Annotated in this window: 22 protein-coding genes and 1 other RNA gene; 13 read left to right on the top strand and 10 right to left on the bottom strand. The window is 65.4% G+C overall.

From position 1 onward, the window contains the following. Positions 1–8: 8 nt before the first annotated feature. Positions 9–1,328 carry a heavy-metal-associated domain-containing protein gene (locus HG250_RS01940; RefSeq protein ID WP_240956854.1) on the bottom strand — a complete coding sequence of 440 codons (1,320 nt, stop codon included), beginning with the start codon at positions 1,326–1,328 and terminating at the stop codon, positions 9–11. A gap of 70 nt (positions 1,329–1,398) precedes the next feature. On the opposite strand from HG250_RS01940, the gene purM reads away from it, so the two are divergent. Genes purM through HG250_RS01925 form a run of 3 tightly spaced genes read left to right on the top strand, consistent with a single transcriptional unit; the run spans position 1,399 to position 4,350 of the window. Then, on the top strand, positions 1,399–2,529 hold the full coding sequence (purM, locus tag HG250_RS01935; protein WP_170002301.1) for a phosphoribosylformylglycinamidine cyclo-ligase: 1,131 nt from the start codon (positions 1,399–1,401) through the stop codon (positions 2,527–2,529). Then, on the top strand, positions 2,519–3,151 hold the full coding sequence (gene purN, locus HG250_RS01930; protein ID WP_170002299.1) for a phosphoribosylglycinamide formyltransferase: 633 nt from the start codon (positions 2,519–2,521) through the stop codon (positions 3,149–3,151). Before purM ends, purN begins: the two co-directional genes overlap by 11 nt. After that, on the top strand, positions 3,151–4,350 hold the full coding sequence (locus HG250_RS01925) for a sulfotransferase family protein (protein ID WP_170002297.1): 1,200 nt from the start codon (positions 3,151–3,153) through the stop codon (positions 4,348–4,350). Before purN ends, HG250_RS01925 begins: the two co-directional genes overlap by 1 nt. A 4-nt stretch (positions 4,351–4,354) precedes the next feature. Here HG250_RS01925 and HG250_RS01920 read toward each other — a convergent pair whose 3' ends face one another. The 6 genes from HG250_RS01920 to HG250_RS01895 all read right to left on the bottom strand — a co-directional run bounded on the left by HG250_RS01920 (position 4,355) and on the right by HG250_RS01895 (position 8,119). Further along, positions 4,355–4,780, bottom strand: a complete 426-nt coding sequence (locus HG250_RS01920) for a nuclear transport factor 2 family protein (RefSeq protein WP_170002295.1) — start codon at positions 4,778–4,780, stop codon at positions 4,355–4,357. Positions 4,781–4,987: 207 nt separating this feature from the next. Next, complete coding sequence (gene ndk, locus HG250_RS01915; protein WP_170002293.1) at positions 4,988–5,410, bottom strand: nucleoside-diphosphate kinase; 423 nt, start codon at positions 5,408–5,410, stop codon at positions 4,988–4,990. Positions 5,411–5,491: 81 nt separating this feature from the next. Continuing rightward, positions 5,492–6,025 carry a hypothetical protein gene (locus HG250_RS01910; RefSeq protein WP_170002291.1) on the bottom strand — a complete coding sequence of 178 codons (534 nt, stop codon included), beginning with the start codon at positions 6,023–6,025 and terminating at the stop codon, positions 5,492–5,494. Then, a complete protein-coding gene (locus tag HG250_RS01905; RefSeq protein WP_170002289.1) occupies positions 6,007–6,444 on the bottom strand; it encodes a DNA polymerase III subunit chi in 438 nt (145 codons plus the stop codon). The genes HG250_RS01910 and HG250_RS01905 overlap by 19 nt, the downstream gene beginning before the upstream one ends. A gap of 36 nt (positions 6,445–6,480) precedes the next feature. Further along, on the bottom strand, positions 6,481–6,624 hold the full coding sequence (locus HG250_RS01900) for a DUF2256 domain-containing protein (RefSeq protein ID WP_205763497.1): 144 nt from the start codon (positions 6,622–6,624) through the stop codon (positions 6,481–6,483). A gap of 16 nt (positions 6,625–6,640) precedes the next feature. Further along, positions 6,641–8,119 (bottom strand): leucyl aminopeptidase, encoded by a 1,479-nt coding sequence (locus HG250_RS01895; RefSeq protein ID WP_170002284.1) that lies wholly within the window; start codon positions 8,117–8,119, stop codon positions 6,641–6,643. A 92-nt stretch (positions 8,120–8,211) separates the two neighbouring features. Here HG250_RS01895 and HG250_RS01890 point away from each other — a divergent pair, with 92 nt between their 5' ends. From HG250_RS01890 to rsmA, 4 genes are all read left to right on the top strand, one after another. Further along, a complete protein-coding gene (locus HG250_RS01890; RefSeq protein WP_170002282.1) occupies positions 8,212–10,752 on the top strand; it encodes an LPS-assembly protein LptD in 2,541 nt (846 codons plus the stop codon). Between the two features lie 186 nt (positions 10,753–10,938). Then, positions 10,939–12,312, top strand: a complete 1,374-nt coding sequence (locus HG250_RS01885) for a peptidylprolyl isomerase (RefSeq protein WP_338103820.1) — start codon at positions 10,939–10,941, stop codon at positions 12,310–12,312. Positions 12,313–12,334: 22 nt separating this feature from the next. Then, positions 12,335–13,357, top strand: a complete 1,023-nt coding sequence (gene pdxA / locus HG250_RS01880) for a 4-hydroxythreonine-4-phosphate dehydrogenase PdxA (RefSeq protein ID WP_170002345.1) — start codon at positions 12,335–12,337, stop codon at positions 13,355–13,357. Then, a complete protein-coding gene (rsmA, locus tag HG250_RS01875; RefSeq protein ID WP_338103819.1) occupies positions 13,354–14,172 on the top strand; it encodes a 16S rRNA (adenine(1518)-N(6)/adenine(1519)-N(6))-dimethyltransferase RsmA in 819 nt (272 codons plus the stop codon). The genes pdxA and rsmA overlap by 4 nt, the downstream gene beginning before the upstream one ends. A gap of 4 nt (positions 14,173–14,176) precedes the next feature. Here rsmA and HG250_RS01870 read toward each other — a convergent pair whose 3' ends face one another. Then, entirely contained in the window at positions 14,177–16,276 is a 2,100-nt protein-coding gene (locus HG250_RS01870; protein ID WP_170002276.1) for a malate synthase G, read from the bottom strand. Between the two features lie 165 nt (positions 16,277–16,441). On the opposite strand from HG250_RS01870, the gene HG250_RS01865 reads away from it, so the two are divergent. The 4 genes from HG250_RS01865 to HG250_RS01850 all read left to right on the top strand — a co-directional run bounded on the left by HG250_RS01865 (position 16,442) and on the right by HG250_RS01850 (position 20,320). Next, positions 16,442–17,653 carry a hydrolase gene (locus HG250_RS01865; protein WP_170002274.1) on the top strand — a complete coding sequence of 404 codons (1,212 nt, stop codon included), beginning with the start codon at positions 16,442–16,444 and terminating at the stop codon, positions 17,651–17,653. Then, the gene (locus HG250_RS01860) at positions 17,650–18,666 is read left to right on the top strand and encodes an arginine N-succinyltransferase (protein WP_170002272.1); all 1,017 of its coding nucleotides are present in this window, start codon (positions 17,650–17,652) and stop codon (positions 18,664–18,666) included. The genes HG250_RS01865 and HG250_RS01860 overlap by 4 nt, the downstream gene beginning before the upstream one ends. Next, positions 18,663–19,937, top strand: coding sequence for an N-succinylarginine dihydrolase (locus HG250_RS01855; RefSeq protein ID WP_170002270.1), 1,275 nt, complete (start codon positions 18,663–18,665; stop codon positions 19,935–19,937). Before HG250_RS01860 ends, HG250_RS01855 begins: the two co-directional genes overlap by 4 nt. A 191-nt stretch (positions 19,938–20,128) precedes the next feature. After that, entirely contained in the window at positions 20,129–20,320 is a 192-nt protein-coding gene (locus HG250_RS01850) for a hypothetical protein (RefSeq protein WP_205763494.1), read from the top strand. 100 nt (positions 20,321–20,420) lie between these two features. On the opposite strand, the gene ssrA is transcribed toward HG250_RS01850, so the two are convergent. Together ssrA and mscL are read right to left on the bottom strand one after the other, a co-directional pair. Next, positions 20,421–20,762: a transfer-messenger RNA gene (gene ssrA, locus HG250_RS01845) on the bottom strand. Next, a complete protein-coding gene (mscL, locus tag HG250_RS01840) occupies positions 20,749–21,243 on the bottom strand; it encodes a large conductance mechanosensitive channel protein MscL (protein ID WP_170002268.1) in 495 nt (164 codons plus the stop codon). The genes ssrA and mscL overlap by 14 nt, the downstream gene beginning before the upstream one ends. 221 nt (positions 21,244–21,464) lie before the next feature. On the opposite strand from mscL, the gene HG250_RS01835 reads away from it, so the two are divergent. After that, positions 21,465–22,088, top strand: a complete 624-nt coding sequence (locus HG250_RS01835; protein ID WP_420821302.1) for a LemA family protein — start codon at positions 21,465–21,467, stop codon at positions 22,086–22,088. Positions 22,089–22,156: 68 nt separating this feature from the next. Further along, positions 22,157–22,892 (top strand): TPM domain-containing protein (locus HG250_RS01830; protein WP_170002266.1); only part of this gene is annotated, 736 nt, incomplete at its 3' end.

The raw sequence follows: 22,892 nt of genomic DNA, 5'->3' as shown, positions 1-22,892 counted from the left end.
GCGGCTTCTCAGCGACTGATCAAGAGCGAGTTCGCCCCTTGCGAGACGGTGAAGCCCCGCGCCCGCAAGGCCGCCGCAAGCGCCGACAGGTCGCCGGCGAAGCTGACCGACATGACGGATGTGCCGCCGAGGGCCAGGCTGGTGGTGGAAACACCGCGCACGCCCGCTGCGCTGCGCACCGCGGCCAGCGTCGCATCCACCGCGCCCGCATCCGGCGTGCTGAACTGCACGGTATGGCTGCTGGTTTGCGCGGGTATTTCGGGCAAAGTGATGGTCGGTGCTTCCTCGCGCGCTTCCCGCGCTGCTGCGGCATTCGCCCTTTCGCGGCGGGCCTGCGCCTCGGCGGCGGCGGCAGCGCGTTCCTGCTCGCCTGCCTGCCGGCCCATTTCGATCAGCCGCTGCAGCGCCGGGTCCAGTTCCGGCGTATCGAGATTGAGCGTCGGATCGGGGGCCAGCGTGCCCCGCGCCAGCGCCCGCTGGAAAATGCGGTCGAACTGGACCACTGCGCGGGCGAGCATGGCATCGAGCTGGGCCGAACTGTCCGCCGTCATGGTAAAGGTCTCGAGGAAGCGGCTGTCGGGGCCGTAACGCGCGGTGAAAGTGCCTTCGACTGGACCGCCCGGATATTTGTAGCGAAGCTGTGCGATGGGCACGAGCACGTCGGATGCGCCCATCTGGTCAAGCACGACACGCCACCACGTGCGGCTGCGGCGGCTCACCTGCCCCGCGCTTATCAGCAGCGAATCGCCGCCTGCGCCGGAGGGGCGCACGTAATCGATACGGCTGCCGCCGGTCTGGTATTCCGCCCAGGCCCGCTGCCATGGGTTCCGCATTTCATACACCAGCTCGACCCCGCCCGAAATCGTCACCGGAACCAGCAGCATCGGTGCCGACCGCTCCGCCTGCCCGCCCGCGCCGAGGAACTGCCCGGCCCGCTGCCGGTCGAAGATGACGCCAAGTGTCGCGATATAGCGCCGTGGCCCGATCCGTTCGCGTTCGACCACGATGGCCGAGACCAGCCCTTCAAGCTGCGAGTCGGAGATTTCCGGCCCGTCGATACGTTCCCAGGCCAGCTTCGCCGCTTCCTGCCAACCGGCGGCGCGCGCCTCTTCCGCGGTGTCGCCGCTGGTATCGACCTCGACCCCCCCGATACTGATGTCGCTGCTGCTGGCGACGGGCGCGATACCGCGATCGCCGCCGACCTGCGCGACCAATGCGGCACCGGCAAGCACCGTCAGCCCGAGCAGGAAAGGCATCGCCGCGCGCTTCATGGTCCGCAGGGAACCTGTGCCGCGCTGGGGCCGGGTGGAGTGGCTGGAATCGCTCATCGGGGAAAACTGACCGCCTTTTGCCGAATGAAGCGTGGAAATCCAAGCGTGAAAGTCTATGCCCGCCATTATGACAGACGAAGGAACCAGTGATTCAGGCGGCGCACCCGCCGGCGAAAGCGGCTATACCTATGCAGAGGCAGGCGTGTCCATTGCCGCGGGCAACGCGCTGGTCAGGGCCATCGCGCCGCTTGCCCGCGCCACCGCCCGCCCCGGCGCGACATCGGAGCTTGGCGGTTTCGGCGGGTTTTTCGACCCCCGCGCCGCCGGCTATGCCGATCCGCTGCTGGTCGCGGCCAATGACGGCGTGGGCACCAAGCTGAAGCTGGCAATCGAATATGACCGGCATGACAGCGTAGGCATCGACCTCGTCGCCATGTGCGTGAACGATCTGATCGTGCAAGGCGCGGAACCCCTGTTCTTCCTCGACTATTTTGCCACCGGCAAATTGAACAATGATGTCGCGACCCGCGTCGTTGCCGGCATCGCCGAAGGCTGCCGTATCGCCCGTTGCGCGCTGATCGGCGGGGAAACCGCCGAAATGCCCGGCATGTATGGTCCGGGCGATTACGATCTGGCCGGTTTCTGCGTCGGCGCGGTGGAGCGCGGCGAACAGATTACCGGGGAAGAGGTCGCGCCCGGCCATGTCCTGCTCGGCCTCGCAAGTTCCGGCGTGCATTCCAACGGCTATTCGCTGGTCCGGAGGCTGGCGGCGGATCTGTCCTGGAAGCTCGACCGCCCCGCGCTGTTCGACCAGGAACAACTGCTGATCGACGCCTTGATCGAACCCACGCGCATCTATGTGGCTTCGCTTCTGCCGCTGCTGAAGGCGGGGAAGGTGGACGCGCTGGCCCATGTCACCGGCGGCGGCCTGCTGGAGAACATCCCGCGCATCCTGCCCGAAGGCGCGCGTGCCGTGGTCGATGCGGATAGCTGGGACCAGCCCCGCCTGATGGCCTTCCTTCAGGCGCAGGGCCGGATCGAACCGGCCGAGATGGCCCGCACCTTCAATTGCGGCATCGGCATGGTGCTGGCGGTAGCGCCCGACCTCGTGGACGAAGTCGCTGCGGCGCTCACCGCCTGCGGCGAGGATGTCTCGCGTATAGGGATGATCGAGGCGGGCCAGCGCGGCTGCACGGTGCGCGGCAGCCAGGGCACATGGGCGGCAAGGTCGGACTGGGAAGCCACGCATGAGGGCTGACGCAGGCGGCGATGCCGCGCCGGGATCGCACAAGGTGAAAGTCGCCGTGCTGATCTCGGGCAGCGGCACGAATATGGCGGCGCTGCTGCACGCCAGCCGCTTGCCGGGGGCCGCTTACGAGATCGTCCTGGTCGCCAGCAACGATCCCGACGCGCCGGGCCTGCGCTTCGCCGACGGGGAGGATGTGCCGACATTCGCATTGTCCCATTGCGGGCAGGAACGGGCGGCGCATGATGCCGCCATGGCCGCGACGATCGAGCGGTCGGGAGCCGAACTCGTCGTGCTGGCCGGATACATGCGTATCCTGACCGAAGCTTTCGTCGAACGCTTCCCCGGACGGCTGATCAACATTCACCCGTCGCTGCTGCCGAAATATCGCGGGCTGCACACCCACGAACGCGCGCTTGCGGCAGGCGACAGCGAAGCGGGCGTATCCGTACACCTCGTCACCGCCGAACTCGATGCGGGCGAGATCCTGGGATGCCTCAAGGTCAGGATCCTGCCTGAAGATACGGCAGACAGCCTGGCGGCGCGGGTGCTGATCGCCGAACACCAGCTTTATCCCCATGTCGTCAACCGGCTGGCTGCACGGATGCGATCCGGAATGGCCGATAAGGGCTGATGCCGCCGCCGCGCTCCCATCTGCTCGCCCGAACGCCCCTCGTGGACAGGCTGGACCGCTGGCTGGGCCGCGCCTGGGAGGGCGGGCTGCTCAGCCGCCCGTCGCTCGATGCCGAGGCGATCCTGCAAGCCGGGCGCGGCAATTTTTTGGCAAGTGACGAGAGCGGCGGGCGGAGTGCAGCGGAGGCGGCCGATTTCCGGCTGCGGCTGGAGCGGCTGTGTGCCGCGCTGAAGGCCGAGGCCCGCCTCAACAATCTGGGCCGCGCCATCGCCCATGGCCAGCTGGCGCGGGTCGTTCGGCAACGCCATGGCCTGGGGCGGCTGTGGCGCGACGAACCCGCGCGGGCGAACACTCCGCTTGCCGATCCCATCATCATCATCGGCCAGATGCGCGCGGGCACCACGCGCATTCACCGGCTGCTGGCCGCCGACCCGGCCCATGCCGCCACCCGGTTTTGCGACAGCTGGAACCCCGTGCCGTCGCGGTTCGACCTGCGCCCGCTGCGGAGCGGCTTCGCGCTGTTCTGCGGCCGCAGGCTGAACCCGTGGATCGATACGATCCACCCCTTCGGCGCGGGCCGGGTGGATGAGGAACTCGGCTGGCTCGCATCAGCCCTCGACGCCGCTGCCTATGAAGCGCAATGGCGCATCCCGTCCTACAGCCGTTTCAGCGAAGGGCGCGATGCCGGGTCCATCTATACCGAATTCGCGCGCATCCTGCGGACCGACGCCGCCTTCCACGGCAATGCCGACCGACCGCGCGTGATGAAGGTGCCGCAATTTGCCGAGGACCTGCCCGAATTGCTGCGGCAATTCCCCGGCGCCCGGCTGGTGATCGCCCGGCGCGAGGATGCGGACGTGGCGCGTAGTGCCGCTTCGCTGGTGGCCAACCAGATGACCATCCAGTCCGATACGGTGGACCTTGCGTGGATCGAAGATGAATGGGCCGGCAAGATCGCGCTGCGCCGCGAGAGGATGCGCTCTGCGCTGGCGCGCCATGACGGGCCGGTCGCGGAAGTCGATTTCAGCGCGATTTCGGCCGATTGGCGCAGTGCGGTCCGGCGGATCTATGCCGAACTCGGCATGCAGCTGTCACCGGCGGCGATGAATGCCATGAAACAGGAGCAGCGGCTCGCCGGGCGAGGCACGCATCACGCGCACCGGCACCAGCTGGCCCGATCCGGCGAAATTACCAGCTAGATTTCTACACCGGAATTGCGGTTTCGTCGCCATCCGGTCCACGCCTGGCGAGTTCCGGCACCAGCAGCATCGCCATGGACACCGGCGGGCTGGACCGATAGCTCTGGTAAACCGCGATCTTCCCGGCATCCTGAACCATGCGGATCAGGACCTTGCCGGTAAATTCCGCATCGTCCGCGGTTACGCTGGCACTGATCAGCAATTCGCCTTTGCGCATGCTGATATCCTCGATCGTCTGGATATACCGGCTCGGAACATCCAGAAGCCTGCGGATCAGTTCGGCGACATCGTCGCGCCCGATCAATGTGACACCGCGACTGTCTATGTAGGTGATGGCAGGATCGAGCATCCCGATCGCCCGATCGCCGTCCCTGTCGTTCAACGCCTGGATGAAATCACGGGCGACTCGCTTCTGACGGAAGCGCATCATGACGAAAGCCCGCCCCACGCGCGTCGATACGCGCAATGAAATGCGCGGCGCAGCCCGGGCCCTCGCGGCCGATGCAATGAATTCCCCGGTGCCATGTTTCCGACATAGCGCCCCCGGAACAATGCGTGAATATTCAAATGTTAAAACGCGGAAATACCGGCAAAAAGTCGCGATCCGCTTTTCGCCGGCACCCGGAACTCAGGCCGTTCAGCCGACGATTTCGTCCTCCGTAAAGAAGAAGCTGATCTCCTTCGCCGCATTCTCGTCGCTGTCGGACCCATGCACCGAATTGGCTTCGATGCTTTCGGCATAGGTCTTGCGGATCGTGCCTTCCTCGGCTTCGGCCGGGTTGGTCGCGCCCATGATGTCGCGGTTGCGCTTCACGGCATCCTCGCCTTCCAGAACCTGCACGACGACCGGGCCGCTCGTCATGAAATCGACCAGTTCGCCGTAGAAGGGGCGGTCCTTGTGCACTTCGTAGAAGCTCTTCGCCTGGTCCTCGCTCATGCGGATGCGCCTGGATGCGACGATGCGCAGGCCGGCATCTTCCAGCATCTTGGTGACGCCGCCTGTCAGGTTGCGGCGGGTGGCATCGGGCTTGATGATCGAAAAGGTGCGGGTAACCGCCATGGTAGATTTCCTGTCTTGAATGAACGGGTGGAGATTGCGCGCGCCCCTAGCGACCTGCGGCGCTGACGGCAAGTATCCCGATCAATCCAGCCCGTCGCTGATCATCAGTTGCGCCGCCGTGACATCGCCCTCGCGCGCCGCGTTCAGCGAGAATCGCGATGTCCCCTGCCGCCCTGCGACGAGGCGGCCAGCCTCGCCATCCAGCGTGACATCGGTTTCGATGCCCGCCGATGCCGCCTGCTTGCGGTAGAACGCAGCCAGTTCTTCCGGCGTGGCGGCAATCTCGAAGATCACCAGCGCGCTCCGTTTCTCGCCGCGCGAGACGAAAGTGGAATCGAGCACTCTCGCGCCTTCAGGCATGGTGAAGCCCAAGGGTAGCGGCCCGGCCAGTTCTCCGCCCGAGACCATCACCGTGTCGGGTTGCCCGTCGAGGGGGATGGCCGACATCGTTTCACGGGTTTCGGGATTGACGGTGAAGAAACCGCGATCACCCACCACGTCCTCCGCCGCCTCTTCGGGCGATTCGTCACACGCGCCGAGCGTCAGGGCCACCGCCATCGTGGCGGCGAGGCGCACTGGCAGGATCCTTGCGCAGATCATGCCGCCCTCGTCCATTTTCCGCCCTCCTGCTTCCAGAAATTGCGCTCCAGTCCGTCGCGCCCGTCCAGCATCCGCCAGCAGGCGCGGGCCTCCTTCAGATGCGCATCGCCGAACAGCAGGAACACGCGGGCGAAATCGTCGGCGCCCTCGCGCCACTGCCCGTCGGCAAGGGCGCAATATCTCGCGCCGTTTCTCGCTTCCATGGTGCGGGACAGCAGCGCGGGCTGCCGCTCCTCCTGCCCTGCCCCGGCCAGCCCATTGGCGAGGAAGCTGCCGCCGCCCTGATCCCACAGCGCATCGCTGATGCCCTGCAATTGCGCCGCGTCGCCGGACACCACCAGAAGGCGTTCCCCGGCCTTGAACGTGGCGCGGGCGAGCAGCGGCACGACTTTCTCCGCCGGATCGCGGCTCAATTGGTAGAAATCAACGCGCATGCCACGCTTTCGCGCCGTTCGCCGCCCCGACACGCATCAACCCGGTTTCGACCCCTTGCCCCGGCAGCGGTCGGAACAATAGCGGACATTCTCCCAGTCGCGTGCCCATTTCCTGCGCCAGGTGAACGGCAGCCCGCATGCGGCGCAGATCCTGCTCGGCAGATCGCCCTTCTTCCGCATGCGGGCCACGCTTCATTCAGCCCTCGACGCTGTCGCGGACGAAGCGGTCGATCAGGCGCACGCCGTAACCGGTCGCACCCTTGTCATGGGTGGCACCGGCCTTGTCCGCCCAGACCATTCCGGCGATGTCGCAATGCGCCCAGGGCGTGTCCTTGGCGATGAACCGCTGCAGGAACTGCGCCGCCGTGATGGAACCTGCCCCGCGCGGGCCGGTGTTCTTCATGTCGGCGATGTGGGAGTCGATCAGCTTGTCGTAAGCAGGCGAGAGCGGGAAGCGCCACAATCTGTCGCCACTTTCCTTCCCCGCCGCCAGCAGTTCCTCCGCCAGCGTGTCGTCATTGGAAAAGACGCCGCCATGTTCGGAGCCGAGCGAGATGATCATCGCGCCGGTCAGAGTCGCCAGGTCGACGATCCGCTTCGGCTTGAAGGTCTGCTGCGTCCAGTGCAGCGCATCGCACAGCACCAGCCGCCCTTCGGCATCGGTATTGACGATCTCGATCGTCTGTCCCGACATGGATTTCACCACGTCGCTCGGGCGCTGGGCCGCACCGTCGGGCATGTTTTCAGCGAGACCGACGACGCCGACCAGATTCGCCTTCGCCTTGCGCTTCACCATGGCCAGCATCGACCCGGCCACGGCGGCGGAACCGCCCATGTCCCATTTCATGTCTTCCATGCCAGCACCGGGCTTGATCGAGATACCGCCCGAGTCGAAGGTCACGCCCTTGCCGACGAAAGCCGTGGGCGCATCGCCTTCGGCACCGCCGTTCCAGCGGATCGCCAGCACGCGCGAGGGCTGCGCACTGCCCTGGCCGACGCCGAGCAGGGCCTTCATGCCCAGCTTCTCCATCGCCTCCTCGTCCAGTACGGTCAGTTCCGCGCCGGTGCCCTCGAAGCGGCTCCGGCAGCGTTCGACGAAGCTGACCGGGTAGACGACGTTGGCAGGTTCGAACACCAGTTCGCGGGCGAATTCGACGCCGGTCGCCACGGCACCGGCATCCTGCCAGGCGGCGTCGAGGCCGTCCGGCGCGCCGGTCACCACCACCTTTTCCAGCGTAACCTTCTGGTCGTCTTTCTGCGTGGTGCGATAGACATCGTAACGCCAGCCGCGCAGGCGCAGGCCCAGCATCACCGCCGCCGCACCGGCAGCATCGAGGCCGCTGCCGGCGAAGTTCAGTTCGATCACCTTCACGCCGCTGCAATTATAGCGCGCTGCGATGGAACCGCCCGCTTTCTCCAGCTTCGCCATGCGGTCGTCGGCATCGGCATCGGCCTTGCCCGATCCTGCCAGCGCCACGCGGCGCGTCTTGCCGCCCCGCTCCACGAAAGTTTCGAAAATCTGCCCGGCAGTGCCCTTGAACCGTGCGGCCTCCGCCCCTTCGCGCAGCACACCTTCGGCATCGGCAGGCATGTCGCCCTTATGGACGACGTATGCGATCACGTCGGCATTTGCAGCGGCATTTGCCGAGGCATCGCTCTGAATTTCGAATTTCATCAAGGTCTCCGGTATATCTCTGTTTTCAGGGGCCCGTGATCGAGCCTGCAATGGCGATTGCGATTAAGGCGCGGCGGTGACATAGGCAAGCCATGCCCACGCCGCCGCCGTCCGTTCTGCCAGCCCTCGCGGGCAGCTCGATCAACGGGCAGGCGCGGCGTTCCGTCACCCTTTTTCCCTTTACAGGTGCAGCGGTCCTGCTGGCGTTTTGTTCCGCCGCGCCGCTCGCCGCGCAGGAAGGCGCGGCCCCCGGCACAGACACCGCGATCGAGCCGGTGGAGCTGCCCGATCCGCGCGATCCGATCTATGCGGGAGAGGAAAATGCCGGCCTGCCGCAGCCGGTCGGCCCCGAATTGCCCGATCCGGAAGACGCGGATGACGGGGTTCCCCTGCCCGAAGTGCCTACCCTGTCGCCCGGCGCTCTCGAACCACCGGAAAGCGTGGATTTTTCCGCCGCCGAAATCAGCTACGACAACACTCTCGACACCGTCGTCGCGACCGGCAATGTCGTCCTGACGGCGGAGGGGCGCTATGTCCGCGCCGACAGGATCGTCTATGATCGTGCCTCCGGCCAGATCAGCGGCAGCGGCAATATCTTCGTGCGCAGCGCCGATGGAACGGTGCTGTCCGACAATGTCAGCTGGAACCTGGAAAGCGGGATCGTCACGGCGCAGGGCAATGTCCGCTTCCAGGATGCAAGCGGCAACCGCATCTTTACCGACCGCCTCGAGATGACCGACCGTTTCGAGACGGGTGCGATGGAAAATCTGCTGCTCGCCCTGGTGGAGGGCGGCAGGCTGGCGGCGCGGCAGGGCGAGCGGCTGGACAATGGCAATATCGTGCTGACCGATGCGGCCTACAGCGCCTGCGCCGTAACGGGGCCGGAGGGCTGCGACAAGACACCGTCCTGGCGGATCACCGCGACTCAGGCGGCCTACGATCCGGACCGGAACCGCGTGCGTTTCACCGGCGCCTATCTGGAAATCTTCGGTGCCAGGCTGCTGCCCCTGCCCGGCCTTGCCCTGCGGACCGATGGCGGCGGTGCCTCCGGCTTCCTCATTCCGGACGTGCGCCTGTCGCAATCCAACGGTTTCGAGATCAGCGGAAGCTATTACTGGCGGCTGGCGGATGACCGGGATCTTACCGGCAGCGCCTATCTGTTTACCGATGCCCCGCCGATGGCGTCGGCGCAATATCGCCATCTGACGGACCGCGGCGCCTATCAGATCACCGGCTATCTGACGCAAAGCCGCCGGATCGCCGCTTTCGATCCGGCCGTCGAGGAGGAGATTACCGAAGATGATCTGCGCGGCTATTTCTTCGCCAACGGCCGGTTCCAGCTTGACGAGAACTGGAGCTTCGACAGCGTCGTGCGTATCGCCAGCGACCGCACTTTCCTGCGCCGCTACGACATCAGCCGCGAGGATCGCCTGCGCTCCACCTTCTCGCTCGAACGGGTGGACGAGGATTCCTATTTCCAGGCGGCAGGATGGGGCACGCAGACCCTGCGACTGGATGCGCGGCAGGGGCAGGTGCCCCTCGCCCTGCCGGTCGTGGATTACCGTCGCCGGCTCGCCGACCCGCTGCTCGGCGGGCAGATCGAACTGCATGCGAACACGCTGGCCATCTTCCGCGACGACGGACAGGATACGCAGCGCGCCTTTGCAGGTGGCCGGTGGGACTTGCGCCGTCTTACGCGCTTCGGACAGGCGGTCACCTTCACCGCGCTCGCCCGGGGCGATTTGTACCATTCGGACGAGAATGCCCTGACGCAGACCGCCCTCTATCGCGGCAGGCCCGGATGGCAGGGCCGCGCCGTTGCGCTGGGCGCGGTGGATGTGCAATATCCCCTGATCGGCACGATCTTCGGCGGAACCCAGGTGCTGACCCCGCGCGTGCAGCTCGTCGCCACCCCGCCGATCCGCAATCTGGCGATCCCGAACGAGGATTCGCGTGCCATTGATCTCGAGGATACCAATCTCTTCTCGCTCAACCGCTTTCCGGGTTACGACCGGTTCGAGGATGGTGCGCGCGTCGCCTATGGCTTCGACTGGCAGTTCACCCGCCCCGGCTGGCGGGCGAGGTCCACCCTGGGTCAATCCTACCGGCTCGATGCCGACAGGAACATCCTGCCGGACGGCACGGGATTATCCGACCGGGTTTCGGACGTCGTCGGCCGGACCGAATTACGGTACCGCGACCTTGTGAAGCTGACGCATCGCTTCCGCCTCGACAAGGACAGCCTGAACGTGCGTCGCAACGAATTCGACGCGGCCCTGGGCAGCGCCCGCACCTATGTCGAGGTGGGTTATCTCCGGCTCGACCGGGACATCGCCCGCGAGATCGAGGATCTGCAGGACCGCGAGGAAGCCCGTGTCGCGGCCCGCGTCGCCTTTGCCAATTACTGGTCGGTCTTCGGGTCGGGCGTGGTCAATCTGACGAATAGCGATGAAGACCCGCTTTCCGGGTCGGACGGGTTCCAGCCGATCCGCACAAGGCTCGGCTTCGCCTATCAGGACGATTGCCTGGAACTCGGCCTTACCTGGCGCCGCGACTATGTAGATCAGGGAGATGCAAGGCGAGGCGATACGTTCCAGCTCTATTTCGCGCTGCGTAACCTCGGTTTCCGCTGATGCGGCTGGCCATGGGCGGGACACATCGCTTACCGCCTGGCCGCTTACCGCCTGGCCGCGCGAGTTGGCAGAGAGTGGCAAACACGCTATCCGGCGCTGCACTCAGCTTCGGTTAAGCCGCTCGGCGGCACTTGGCGGCAAGCAAGGCCGGCGCCCATGCCCGGCGCGGCAAATGGATGGATTTACGTGATCAGAACCTTCTTCAAGACTGAATGCGGCCTTGGCCGTGCGCTGGCCGGCCTCTCGGCCTTCGGCCTGGTGGCAGCCCCCCTGGCCGCCTCCGCGCAAGTTGCGGGGTCTGCATCCAATGCGGTGTCGGGCAACTCGCTGGACCTGCCCGCGAATGTCACGATGCTGTCGCAGAACGATCCCGATCTGCGAAAGGCGACCGCCATGGTGAACGGCGCCGTCATTACCGGCACCGATGTGGACCACCGCGTCGCGCTGGTGGCATCGACGTCCGAGGGCGAGATCCCCGAAGCCGAATTGCAGCGCCTGCGCCAGCAGATCCTGCGCAATCTGATCGACGAGACGCTGCAGATCCAGGAAGCGGCGGCACAGGAAATGCCGATTACCGAGGATGAGGTGAACCAGCGTTACAATCGTCTGGCGGCGCAGAATTTCGGCACCCGGCCCGAAGCGATGGATGAATATCTCGCCTCCATCGGTTCCTCCGCCGCCTCGCTCAAGCGGCAGATTCGCGGCGAACTGGCCTGGCAGCGGCTGATCGGCCGGAATGTCTCACCCTTCATCAATGTCGCCGAAGAAGAGGTGAACGAGATGCTGCAGCGGCTGGAAGCCTCGCGCGGCACCGAGGAATACCGGTTGGGCGAGATTTTCCTTTCCGCCACGGCGGAAAATGCCGAGGCGGTCGAACAGAATGCGCTGCGGATCATCGAACAATTGCGTCAGGGCGGCAGCTTCGTCGCTTATGCTCGGCAGTTTTCCGAAGCATCGACGGCGGCGGTCGGCGGCGATCTGGGATTCGTGCGGCTCGGCCAATTGCCGGGCGAACTCGCCACGGTGGCAAAGGAAATGCAGCCCGGCCAGCTGGTCGGCCCGATCGCCATTCCGGGCGGTTTGTCGATCCTTTACCTGATCGACCGCAGGCAGGTGCTGATGGCCGACCCGCGCGATGCGCTGCTGTCGCTGAAGCAGATCTCGATCACTTTCGCACCCGGCAGCACGCAGGAACAGGCATCGGGGCGGGTAGCGGAATTTGCCGGTGCGGTGCAGTCGATCCGTGGTTGCGGCGATGCCGAACGTGCCGCCGAATCGATCGGGGCCGAGGTGGTCGAAAACCAGATTCGCGTTCGCGCACTGCCGGAACAATTGCAGCAGACGATGCTCGACCTTCAGATCGGGCAGGCCAGCCCGGCCTTCGGTTCGGTGGAGGACGGCGTGCGCGTGCTGCTGCTGTGCGGCCGGGACGATCCGCAGGAACAGGCCGGGCCGGATTTCAACACGCTGATGTCGCAGCTCGAGGACGAACGGGTGAACAAGCGCGCCCAGCGTTATCTGCGCGATCTGCGCAACGATGCGCTGATCCAGTATAACTGACCGGACGGAGAGCGCCGCCATCATTGCCCCGCCGCTCGTCCTGTCGCTCGGCGATCCTTCGGGCATCGGCCCGGAACTGATTGCGGCGGCATGGGCAGGTCGCGAGGCCTGCGGGCTGCCCCCCTTCTTCGTTGCAGGCGGTGCCGGTCTGCTGGCGGCGGCGGCGCGCCATGCCGGTATCGACGTGCCCATCGTCTGCATTTCGGATGCGGGCGACGCAGCTGACGCTTTCAACGAAGGTTTGCCCGTCCTGCCTCTTGCCAGCCATCACGATGTCAAATGGCAACCGGGCAAGCCATTCACTGAAGGCGCAGCGCTCGCTCTCGCATCGCTGGAGCAAGCCTGCGGTCTCGCTCTGTCCGGTGCCGCTGCCGCGCTGGTCACCGGCCCGGTCGCCAAACATGCCCTTGCCGGGATCGGCTTCGGCCATCCCGGCCAGACCGAATATCTCGCCCATGCCTGCGGCATCGCGCCGCAGGATGCGGTCATGATGCTGGCCGGGCCGACGCTGCGCACCATCCCGCTGACCGTGCATTGCCCGCTGGCGGAGGTGCCGCGCCTGCTGACGGCGGAGCTTATCCACCGCCGCACCGCCATCGCCGCCCGCGCGCTGACCCGCGATTTCGGCATCGACAGCCCGCGCATCGCGCTGGCGGGTCTCAACCCCCATGCGGGCGAAGGCGGAAAATTCGGAGACGAGGAAAAACGGATCATCGCCCCGGCCATCGCCCGTCTGCGCGCCGAAGGGTTCGATGTCAGCGGCCCGCATCCCGCCGATGCGCTGTTCGCGGCCCGGCAGCGCGCCAGTTACGATGTGGCGGTCTGCATGTATCACGATCAGGCGCTGATCCCGTTGAAGGCGCTGGATTTCGATGCGGGCGTGAACGTCACGCTCGGCCTGCCGATCATCCGCACCTCAGCCGATCACGGCACCGCCTTCGGCATCGCGGGCAAGGGTCTGGCCGATGCGGGGGCGACCATCGCCGCGATCCGCATGGCGGGCGAATGTGCAGCACGCCGTCTGGCAGAACAGAAGGACTTGTGAGCGACCTGCCGCCCCTTCGTGAGGTGATTGCGCGCCACGGCCTCAGCGCGTCCAAGGCGCTCGGCCAGAACTTCCTGTTCGACGCGCAATTGCTCGACCGGATCGCCGCCATTCCGGGCGATCTGTCGGGACGGCAAGTGCTGGAGATCGGCCCCGGCCCCGGCGGGCTGACCCGTGCGCTGTTGCGCGCAGGGGCGGCTGTTACCGCCATCGAGATGGACGCCCGCTGCCTGCCCGCCCTGGCGGAACTCGAGCAGGCCTATCCCGGTCGCCTGCGGGTGATCCAGGGCGATGCGATGAAGATCACGCCCGCCAGCCTGATCGAAGGCGAATACGACATCGTCGCCAATCTGCCCTACAATGTCGGCACGGCCCTGTTCACCGGATGGATGGGGGGTGAGGCATGGCCGCCTGCATGGCGCTCGCTCACGCTGATGTTCCAGCAGGAAGTGGCAAAGCGCATCGTCGCGGCCCCGGGCAGTTCGGAATATGGCCGGCTGTCGGTGCTGGCACGGTGGCGATCCGGCGCGAGGCTTGCGCTGAAGGTGCATCGCAGCGCCTTCACCCCGCCGCCCAAGGTGATGAGCGCCATCGTCCATGTCACGCCGGCGGACATGCCGCAGGGCGTGTCGGCAGGTGTTCTGGAACGAGTCACCGCAGCCGCCTTCGGCCAGCGCCGCAAGATGCTGCGGCAGAGCCTGAAAGGCGTGCCCGGCGCGCTGGCAGCGCTGGAGGAAAATGGGATCGACCCGCAGCGCCGCGCCGAAACCCTGACCATCGCCGAATTCGTGGCGCTGGCGCGTCAGCTGTCCTGAACCTTCAGCAGACCGCCTTCGCCCTCGCCCGCCATTCGTGAAGCAGCGGTTCGGTATAGCCGCTGGGCTGCGAAACGCCTTCGAACATCAGGTCGCAGGCCGCCCTGAACGCCACTCCGTCGAAATCGGGCGCCATTCTGACATAGCCGGGATCGCCCTCGTTCTGCGCGTCCACCTTTGCCGCCATGCGTTTCAGCGAATCCATTACCTGTTCGCGCGTGCAGACACCGTGCAGCAGCCAATTGGCCATGTGCTGACTGGAAATACGCAGCGTGGCGCGATCTTCCATCAGGCCTATGTCGTCGATATCGGGCACCTTGGAACAGCCGATGCCCTGCCCCACCCAGCGCACCACATAGCCGAGTAATCCTTGCGCATTATTATCGAGTTCGTCGCGAATTTCTTCCTCGCTCCAGTTCGTGCCTTCCGCCAGCGGAATGGTCAGCAATTCATGCAGACCGGGAATGGCGGTCAACCGCTCCTGCAGTGCGAACACATCGAGCGCGTGGTAATGCAGCGCATGCAGCGTCGCGGCGGTGGGCGACGGCACCCAGGCGGTGTTGGCGCCGGCCTGCAGATGGGCGATCTTCTCCTCCATCATCGCGCCCATCCGGTCGGGCGCGGCCCACATGCCCTTGCCGATCTGCGCCTTGCCGGACAGGCCGTGCGCCAGGCCGATGGCGACATTGCGAGCCTCGTAGGCGCGCAGCCAGGCGCTGTTCTTCATCGCCCCCTTGCGCACCATCGGCCCGGCCTGCATCGAGGTGTGGATTTCATCGCCGGTGCGGTCGAGGAAACCGGTATTGATGAAGACGATCCGGTCCTTCACCGCGTGGATGCAGGCGGCCAGATTGGCACTGGTGCGCCGTTCCTCGTCCATGATGCCGACCTTGATCGTGTGGCGCGGCAGGCCCAGCAGATCTTCCGCTGCGTCGAACAGATCATTGGTGAAGGCGCATTCCGCAGGCCCGTGCATCTTGGGCTTCACGATGTAGATATTGCCTTCGCGGCTGTTGGCGAAGCGCCCCTTTCCGGCGACGTCGATGGCACCGATCGCGCTGGTGACCACCGCGTCCATGATTCCTTCGGGCACTTCTGCGTCGTCGCTGGTGAGGATCGCCGGATTGGTCATCAGGTGGCCGACATTGCGCACGAACAGCAGGCTGCGTCCGGGCAGGTTTTCGGTGCTGTCATCGGGCAAGGTCACCTGCCGGTCCTCCGCCAGGGCGCGGGTGACACTCCTGCCGCCCTTCTCGAAGCGTTCCTCGAGATCGCCGCGGATGACGCCGAGCCAGTTGCGATAGGCGACCAGCTTGTCCTCGGCATCGACGGCCGCGACCGAATCTTCCAGGTCGACGATGGTGGTCAGCGCCGCTTCGAGGACGATATCGGCGATGCTGGCCCTGTCGCCTGAACCGATCGGATTGCCGGGATCCACTACGATCTCGATATGCAGGCCGTTGTTGCGGTAAAGAAAGCCGCGCTGCGTCCGGCCCACGAAGCGTGCAGGGTCCGCCAGTTCCGCTTTCGCCACATCCGTCACATCGGACCAGCTTCCGGAGGCGAGAGGCAGCGCCTCGTCCAGGAAATTGCGCCCTCTGGCGATGACCGCAGCACCGCGTGCTTCGTCATATCCGCCCGGTCTTGCAGGTTCGGCATCCAGTGCGTCGGTGCCATAAAAGGCGTCGTAGAGACTGCCCCAGCGCGCATTGGCGGCATTCAGCAGGAAGCGCGCATTCAGCACCGGGACCACCAGCTGCGGCCCGGCCATGGTCGCGATCTCGGCGTCCACGGCCTTCGTGCCGATGGTGAAAGCGCCGGGTTCCGGCACGAGATAGCCAATCTCGGTCAGGAAGGCGCGATAGGCGTCCGCATCGTGGCGCTGGCCCCGGCGCTGCCGGTGCCATTCGTCGATCCTCGCCTGCAAATCCTCTCGCGTGGCCAGCAACTTCCGGTTACGGGGTGCGAAATTCTCCAGCAGCCTGGCAAAGCCGCTCCAGAACTCTTCCGCGTCCCTGCCGGTGGCCGCCAGCACCTCGTCCTCGATGAAGGAGGCCAGTTGCGGATCGACCTTCAGGCCTGCGCGGTTCGTATATTTGGTCATGCAATCGTTCCTTGCCCAAGATTCATGGCCGCAGCGCCGCCGGTGAAGGCGGGCAGTCTGGTCGGCGATCTGACTTTCCGGGGAGGAACGGCCGGACTTATGAACAGGTGCGCAGATATTTGCAACGGGGTTGGCCGCGCGCCGCCCTGGGGCTAGACGCCGGGCATGACAAAGATCGACCCCGCCGCCGCTCCGCTGTTCGAGATGATTGACCATTCCGCCATGCTGCAACAGGTGGAGGACTGGGCCGCGATCAACAGCGGCACCGCCAATCTGGAGGGGCTGGCGGCGATGGCGGACCGGCTGGCGAATGCGTTTTCCGCTCTCCCCGGCGAGGTCGAGCTTGTCGAACCGGCCGAGGTCACGGCGATAGACGCGGACGGAAAGGAGTTTGCAAAGCAACACGGCAAGCATCTTGTGCTGCGCGTGCGCCCTGACGCCGAACGGCGCTTCGTGCTCACCGGCCATATGGATACCGTCTTTCCGGCGGATCATCCCTTCCAGTCGCTGACCCGCACGGATGAGGACATCATCAACGGCCCGGGCACTGCCGACATGAAGGGCGGGCTCGCCGTCATGCTGCACGCCTTGCTGGCGTTCGAGGGTTCTGACGCCGCGGCGAAGGTCGGCTACGACGTTCTCGTCAATTCGGACGAGGAGACGGGATCGCTGTCGTCGCGCAGCCTGATCGAGACGCTGGCGCAGGGCAAGGCGGCGGCGCTGACCTATGAACCCAGCGCGCTGCCCGATGGCACGCTGGCTCATGCCCGCGGCGGCACCGGCAATTATTCGCTGATCGTGCGCGGGCGCAGCGCCCATGCCGGGCGCAACCCGCAGGACGGGCGCAATGCGCTGGTCGCCGCAGCCGCCCTTGCCGTGGGACTGAAGGAAGCGCAAACGCAGGACTGCCCGGTAAACCCCGCGAAGATCGACGGCGGCGCGGCCAACAATGTCGTGCCCGATATCGCCGTCCTGCGCTTCAACATCCGCCCCCGCGAACCCAGCGCCGGGGAACGCTTCGAAGCGCAACTACAGGAACTGATGGGCCGGGTTCGGCAGGCGCATGACGTCGGCGTGGAACTGCATGGCGGCGTGACCCGTCCGCCCAAGCCAGTCGACGGGCGCGCGCAGAAGCTGTTCGATATCGTCCACGATTGCGGGCGGATGCTGGGGCAGGACATCGGCTGGCAAGCCACCGGCGGCGTCTGTGACGGCAACAATATCGCGTCCTGCGGGGTGCCGGTGGTCGACACCATGGGCGTGCGCGGGGGGAAGATCCATTCGTCGGATGAATTCATGATCGTATCCTCTTTGCGCGAAAGGGCGGCTCTCTCGGCGCTGGTCCTGCGGGAAATCGCATCGGGAGACAGATTGTGACCTTCCGCCTGCGGGCCGCGCGGGCGGACGACCTCGAACCCGTTTACGAAATGGCGAAACTGACCGGCGGCGGCTTCACCAACCTGCCGCCTGACCGCGATTCGCTGAGCGGAAAGCTGGCCCGCGCAGCGACGGCATTCCAGAGGCAGGAAGATACCCTTGCCGACGAACAATTCGTGCTGGTGCTGGAAAATGCCGAATCGGGCGAAGTGCGCGGCACCTGCCAGATCTTCAGCCAGGTGGGCCAGCGCTGGCCGTTCTATTCCTATCGCCTGAACACGATCACCCAGCACAGCCAGGAACTGGACCGCACGGTACGGGCCGAGCTGCTCAGCCTGACAACGGACCTCGAAGGCTGCGCCGAGGTTGGCGGATTGTTCCTGCACCCCGGCGAGCGCGCGGGTGGTCTGGGCCTGCTGCTGGCGCGCAGCCGCTACCTGTTCATTGCCATGCACCGCGCTCGGTTCGCGGATCGTATTCTGGCCGAATTGCGCGGCATCATCGACGAAGGGGGCGGATCGCCGTTCTGGGACGGGGTGGCGGGCCGGTTCTTCGGAATGACCTTCCAGGAGGCGGATCATTTCAATTCGGTCACGGGCAACCAGTTCATTGCCGATCTGATGCCCAAGCACCCGATCTATGTCGCCATGTTGTCGAAGGCTGCCCGCAGCGCCATCGGCATACCGCATCCATCGGGCCGCGCGGCCATGCGGATGCTGGAGAACGAGGGATTCTCCTACGAAGGATATGTCGACATTTTCGATGGCGGCCCCAGCATGATCGCCCGTACCGATGCCGTGAAGAGCGTGCGCGAGGCAAATGGGGCGGAGATCTCCGCAGTCCGGCTGGCGAAGGGTGAGAAAGCCCTGCTGGCCACAGGCCGGCTGACCGGGTTCCGCGCCTGCTACGGCGCGCGCGAAATGCAGGAGGACGGCACCATCGCCATCGATGCCAGCGCGGCCGACCTGCTGGATGTGAAACCCGGCGACACGATCTGGAGCGTTGCACGATGAATCACGCCAGACTGCGAGAGATCAATTTCGACGGCATCGTCGGCCCTTCGCATAATTATGCCGGTCTCAGCCTCGGCAACCTCGCCGCGACCAGCCATGCAGGCGACATATCGCACCCCCGTGCGGCGGCGCTGCAGGGGCTGGCGAAGATGCGCGCCAACATGGCATTGGGTTTGCCGCAGGGCTTTCTCCTGCCCCTGCCCCGCCCGAACGAGAGTTTCCTCGCCCGATTGGGACTGACGCAAAGCGATGCGGCAGAGCGCGAGAACCGGCCGCTCGTTGCCGCGGCATGGTCGGCCAGCGCCATGTGGACGGCGAATGCGGCGACGGTAAGCCCCGCGCCCGATACGGCGGACGGGCGTTGCCACCTCACCCCGGCCAACCTCGCCACCATGCCGCACCGGGCGCAGGAATGGCGGGACACGAAGGCGCAGCTTGCCGTGGCTTTCGCCGACGACTCCGCCTTTGCCCTGCATGATGCCGTGCCCCCGTTCTTCGGCGACGAGGGCGCCGCCAATCACATGCGGCTTTGCACCGAACATGCGGCTCCCGGCGTCGAAGTCTTCGTCTATGGCCGCCCCGGCGGCGCTTTTCCGGCGCGGCAGAGCCTTCAGGCCAGCCGCGCGGTCGCCCGGCTGCACGGCCTTTCGCCGGAGCGCACGATCTTCATCGAACAGAACCCTGCCGCTATCGAAGCAGGGGCGTTTCACAACGACGTCGTTTCCGTCGCCAACGGGCGCGTGCTGTTCACGCATGAAGAAGCCTTCGCCGAGCGGGAAGGTGCCTATGAGGCGATCCGCGCAGCGTTTCCCGAACTGCAGGTGGTGGAGGTTCCATCAAGCGACGTCAGCCTTGCCGAAGCCATCGCGACCTATCTGTTCAACGCACAGCTGGTGACCTTGCCGGATGGGAACATGGCGCTGGTGGTGCCGATGGAAAGCTGGAACAGCGCGGCGGTCCGCCGTTTTCTCGACCGGATGGAGGCAGGAAATGGACCGATCCGCAGGGTCACCCCCGTCGACGTCACGCAGAGCATGGCCAATGGCGGCGGGCCCGCCTGCCTGCGGCTGCGCGTCGCCTGCGACCCCGCCACGGTCGATCCGCGCTTCCTGCTCGATGAAGGCAAGGCCGACGCCATCGCACGCGTCGTCGAGAGGCACTGGCCCGAATGCATCGAACCATCGGCGGTCGGCAATCCCGCACTTGCACAGCAGGTGGTCGCCGCCCGCGCCGCGCTTCTCGACCTTCTGGATCTTGGCGACCTCGCCTGATCGGGCGCGGAGTATGGACAGAGTGCCGGCGTGGTTTACAATGCGTTAACGTCGCGGGCGGTGTTAACCATCGCATCGCACGGCATGCGGGCAATGGCACGGTGTTTGCGTTGCAGGTCGTTAACGAAAGGTTCGATGTGCTGCCCAGGATAAAGCGACTGTTCACGATCAAGACACGCTGGGAAGCGTTCATGATCATCTTCGCCCTGGCGCTGGGCGCGGTGGAGCGTGGAAAGGCGTATCTGGTCGAATTTCCCGGTATGGGCGGCGTGCTGCTGTTCCTCGCCTGCACGGGCGCGGTGTTCCTGGGCGGCGCCAAGATCCTCGACTGTGTGCGACTGGAGAATGAGCAGCGCGCGGGGGAAGATGCGCCTGCGAAATAGCGCGCGATGGCTACAGGGGCGTGAAAAGGCGGCTTTCCTGCGGTACATCTGCACTGGAATCCAAGGTGGGGGTTTCTGTTGCTAGCTACCCCCGGAGCCCCGTAACTCTTCTGTTGCCCGGTGAGTCCAACCGCGCTTAGCTTTGTAAATTCAGGCCGCTAGGCCTTAAAATTACGCGGCGATTGCGAGTGCTTCATTGTCATTGGCACTTGTGTGTTGCGAGCTTTTAACGGGGATTCTCAACCCGGGCGAAAACAGTGCTTTTGGGCACACGTCGATCCTAGTTCGGCCCCGTCAGAAACCACGCTTTCGCGCGATTTGTGGTGGAGCCGCCGGGTACTGCCCCCGGGTCCGTTGTGCTTATTGCACACCGCAATTTATCGCCATAGCCGGCCGAAACCGACAGCACCCATATAGGCGATATTTCCTTAATGTGAAGTGTCTGGCGGAGCCGCCCTGCCGTCCTGCTTCAGTTGGGCCAGGATCTCGTTCAGCACGTCGAGCTGCGGATCGGTCGCGACCTCCTGCACATCCGACGTGTTTTCGGCTTCCTTCTTCTTTTCCTCGGCCGAATCCATGATCCGGTTGGCCATGCGGACGATCAGGAACAACGCAAAAGCGAGGATGAGGAAATTGGTGATCTGAGTCAGGAAATCGCCATAGCCGATCATCGCCACCCCGGCTTCCTTCAATTGCGCGTAATTGTCCGCGGCACCAGTGTAACCGGCGGGAATTTCGCTCAGCCGGATGAACCAGTTGGAAAAATCGACATCGCCGAAGATCCAGCCGATCAGCGGCATCAGGATGCTTTCGGTGAGCGAGGTGGTGATCTTGCCGAAGGCTGCCCCGATCACCACGCCGACGGCCAGGTCGAGGACATTGCCGCGTGCGATGAATTTCTTGAATTCGTCCAGAAACGTCACACGATCGTCCCGCCAATAGATGCCGAAAGCGCCGCGCCGGAAGCGGGCCGCTCATCGCACCGATGCCATCGCCGCAGCAAGGGTGCAAGGGCGTGCGGCATGCGCTTTCCCCCTGTTGCCTCGCTGCCAAGGTGTGCTAATCCGGCAATACAGATATCTGCGGCGTTCTGACGGGCCGCCGCACAGGGCTGGCAACGGCTGGCCAGAGCAAGGACATGGTCATGAAGATGAAGACAATTCGCCGCACCGCCTGCCTGATCGGCGCATCGCTCGCGCTGTCGGCCTGCGGGATCAATTCCGTTCCGACGCTGGAAGAAGCGGCGCTGGCCGATTGGGGCGATGTGGAAAGCGCCTATCAGCGCCGTGCCGATCTCGTGCCCAATCTTGTCGCTACGGTCCGCGCTGCCGCCGGTTCGGAAAGCGAGATCCTGAGCAATGTCACCAACGCGCGCGCCCGCGCCACCAGCATCAACATCACCAGCGACGATCTGTCCGACCCGGCCGAGTTCCAGCGCTTTCAGGATGCGCAGAATCAGTTGACCCAGGCGCTGGGCCAATTGCGGACGGTGGTGGAAAACTACCCCCAATTGCAGAGCCAGGCGCGCTTCGCCGATCTGATGACGCAGCTTGAAGGCACCGAGAACCGGATCGACGTCGCCCGCACGCGCTACAATGAATCCGTGCAGGCCTATAATACGGAAATCCGCACCTTTCCCTCCTCAATCGGGGCCAATATCATCCACGGCGCGGAACGGATGGAGCCGTTTTCCGCCGCGCCGGGCGCGCAGGATGCGCCAACGGTCAACTTCGACGGCATGGGCGGCACAGCGGGAGCCGGGAACTGACCGCGCTGAACGCGATCCATCCGAATGCCTGCCCTGCAGCGCGAAGATACTCGCTTCTGCTTCAGCTGGTGCTCGCCGCCTGTGCGGCCTGTATTCTGGCGATCGGGCAAGTAGCGGCCCAGGACATCCCCGCACGCCCCGAAGGACCGGTGCTCGACGCGGCGAACATCATCGACCCGGCGCAGCAGGCGGCGCTGGAAGGCGAGTTACGCGCCTATAACCAGGCGACCGGGCGGGCGATCATCGTTGTCACCGTCCCCAGCCTCGGCGGGCAGCCCATCGAAAATTACGCTCAGACGCTGGTCGAGACATGGGACATCGGCGGGGCCGAAACCGAGGAAGGCGTGCTGCTGCTGGTGGCGCAGCAGGAACGGGAAATCCGCATTGCGACCGCTCGCGGCGTACAGGGGCGACTGACCGATGCTCTGTCGGGGCGGATCATCCGCGACACGATGGTGCCGGCGTTTCGTGAAGGCGATTTCACCGGCGGAATAGTGGCGGCGGTCACGCAGATACGCGAGATACTCGATGCCGAGCCGGCCACGGCGGAAGCCATCGCCGAAGCTGCCGCCGCAGCCGAGGCGCAGGGCGGCGGAAGTTCGGATGAAGCGAACATCGGCGGAGTCTTCTTCTGGATCGTGCTGATCGTCGCTTTCATGTTCCTGTTCGGCGGCGGCGGCGCTCGGGGCAGCCGCAGGCGCTATCGCGGCGGCATGGCGTCCGGCATCGGCCAGGTCGTGCTGTGGAGCGCGCTCAATGCGGCGGCCAATTCGGGCCGGGATGGCGGCTTCGGCGGCGGCGGTT

It is taken from the genome of Pseudopontixanthobacter vadosimaris, assembly GCF_012979275.1.
Taxonomy (GTDB): domain Bacteria; phylum Pseudomonadota; class Alphaproteobacteria; order Sphingomonadales; family Sphingomonadaceae; genus Pseudopontixanthobacter; species Pseudopontixanthobacter vadosimaris.
The sequence above is the reverse complement of the archived record's forward strand: the minus strand, read 5'-3'. Positions and strand labels throughout refer to the sequence as shown.

Bases quoted from the DNA above. Each gene is read 5' to 3' on its own strand.
- HG250_RS01940 (WP_240956854.1), bottom strand. From the start codon at position 1,328: ATGAGCGATTCCAGCCACTCCACCCGGCCCCAGCGCGGCACAGGTTCC.
- purM (WP_170002301.1), top strand. From the start codon at position 1,399: ATGACAGACGAAGGAACCAGTGATTCAGGCGGCGCACCCGCCGGCGAA.
- purN (WP_170002299.1), top strand. From the start codon at position 2,519: ATGAGGGCTGACGCAGGCGGCGATGCCGCGCCGGGATCGCACAAGGTG.
- HG250_RS01925 (WP_170002297.1), top strand. From the start codon at position 3,151: ATGCCGCCGCCGCGCTCCCATCTGCTCGCCCGAACGCCCCTCGTGGAC.
- HG250_RS01920 (WP_170002295.1), bottom strand. From the start codon at position 4,780: ATGATGCGCTTCCGTCAGAAGCGAGTCGCCCGTGATTTCATCCAGGCG.
- ndk (WP_170002293.1), bottom strand. From the start codon at position 5,410: ATGGCGGTTACCCGCACCTTTTCGATCATCAAGCCCGATGCCACCCGC.
- HG250_RS01910 (WP_170002291.1), bottom strand. From the start codon at position 6,025: ATGGACGAGGGCGGCATGATCTGCGCAAGGATCCTGCCAGTGCGCCTC.
- HG250_RS01905 (WP_170002289.1), bottom strand. From the start codon at position 6,444: ATGCGCGTTGATTTCTACCAATTGAGCCGCGATCCGGCGGAGAAAGTC.
- HG250_RS01900 (WP_205763497.1), bottom strand. From the start codon at position 6,624: ATGCGGAAGAAGGGCGATCTGCCGAGCAGGATCTGCGCCGCATGCGGG.
- HG250_RS01895 (WP_170002284.1), bottom strand. From the start codon at position 8,119: ATGAAATTCGAAATTCAGAGCGATGCCTCGGCAAATGCCGCTGCAAAT.
- HG250_RS01890 (WP_170002282.1), top strand. From the start codon at position 8,212: ATGCCCACGCCGCCGCCGTCCGTTCTGCCAGCCCTCGCGGGCAGCTCG.
- HG250_RS01870 (WP_170002276.1), bottom strand. From the start codon at position 16,276: ATGACCAAATATACGAACCGCGCAGGCCTGAAGGTCGATCCGCAACTG.
- HG250_RS01865 (WP_170002274.1), top strand. From the start codon at position 16,442: ATGACAAAGATCGACCCCGCCGCCGCTCCGCTGTTCGAGATGATTGAC.
- HG250_RS01855 (WP_170002270.1), top strand. From the start codon at position 18,663: ATGAATCACGCCAGACTGCGAGAGATCAATTTCGACGGCATCGTCGGC.
- HG250_RS01850 (WP_205763494.1), top strand. From the start codon at position 20,129: ATGATCATCTTCGCCCTGGCGCTGGGCGCGGTGGAGCGTGGAAAGGCG.
- HG250_RS01835 (WP_420821302.1), top strand. From the start codon at position 21,465: ATGAAGATGAAGACAATTCGCCGCACCGCCTGCCTGATCGGCGCATCG.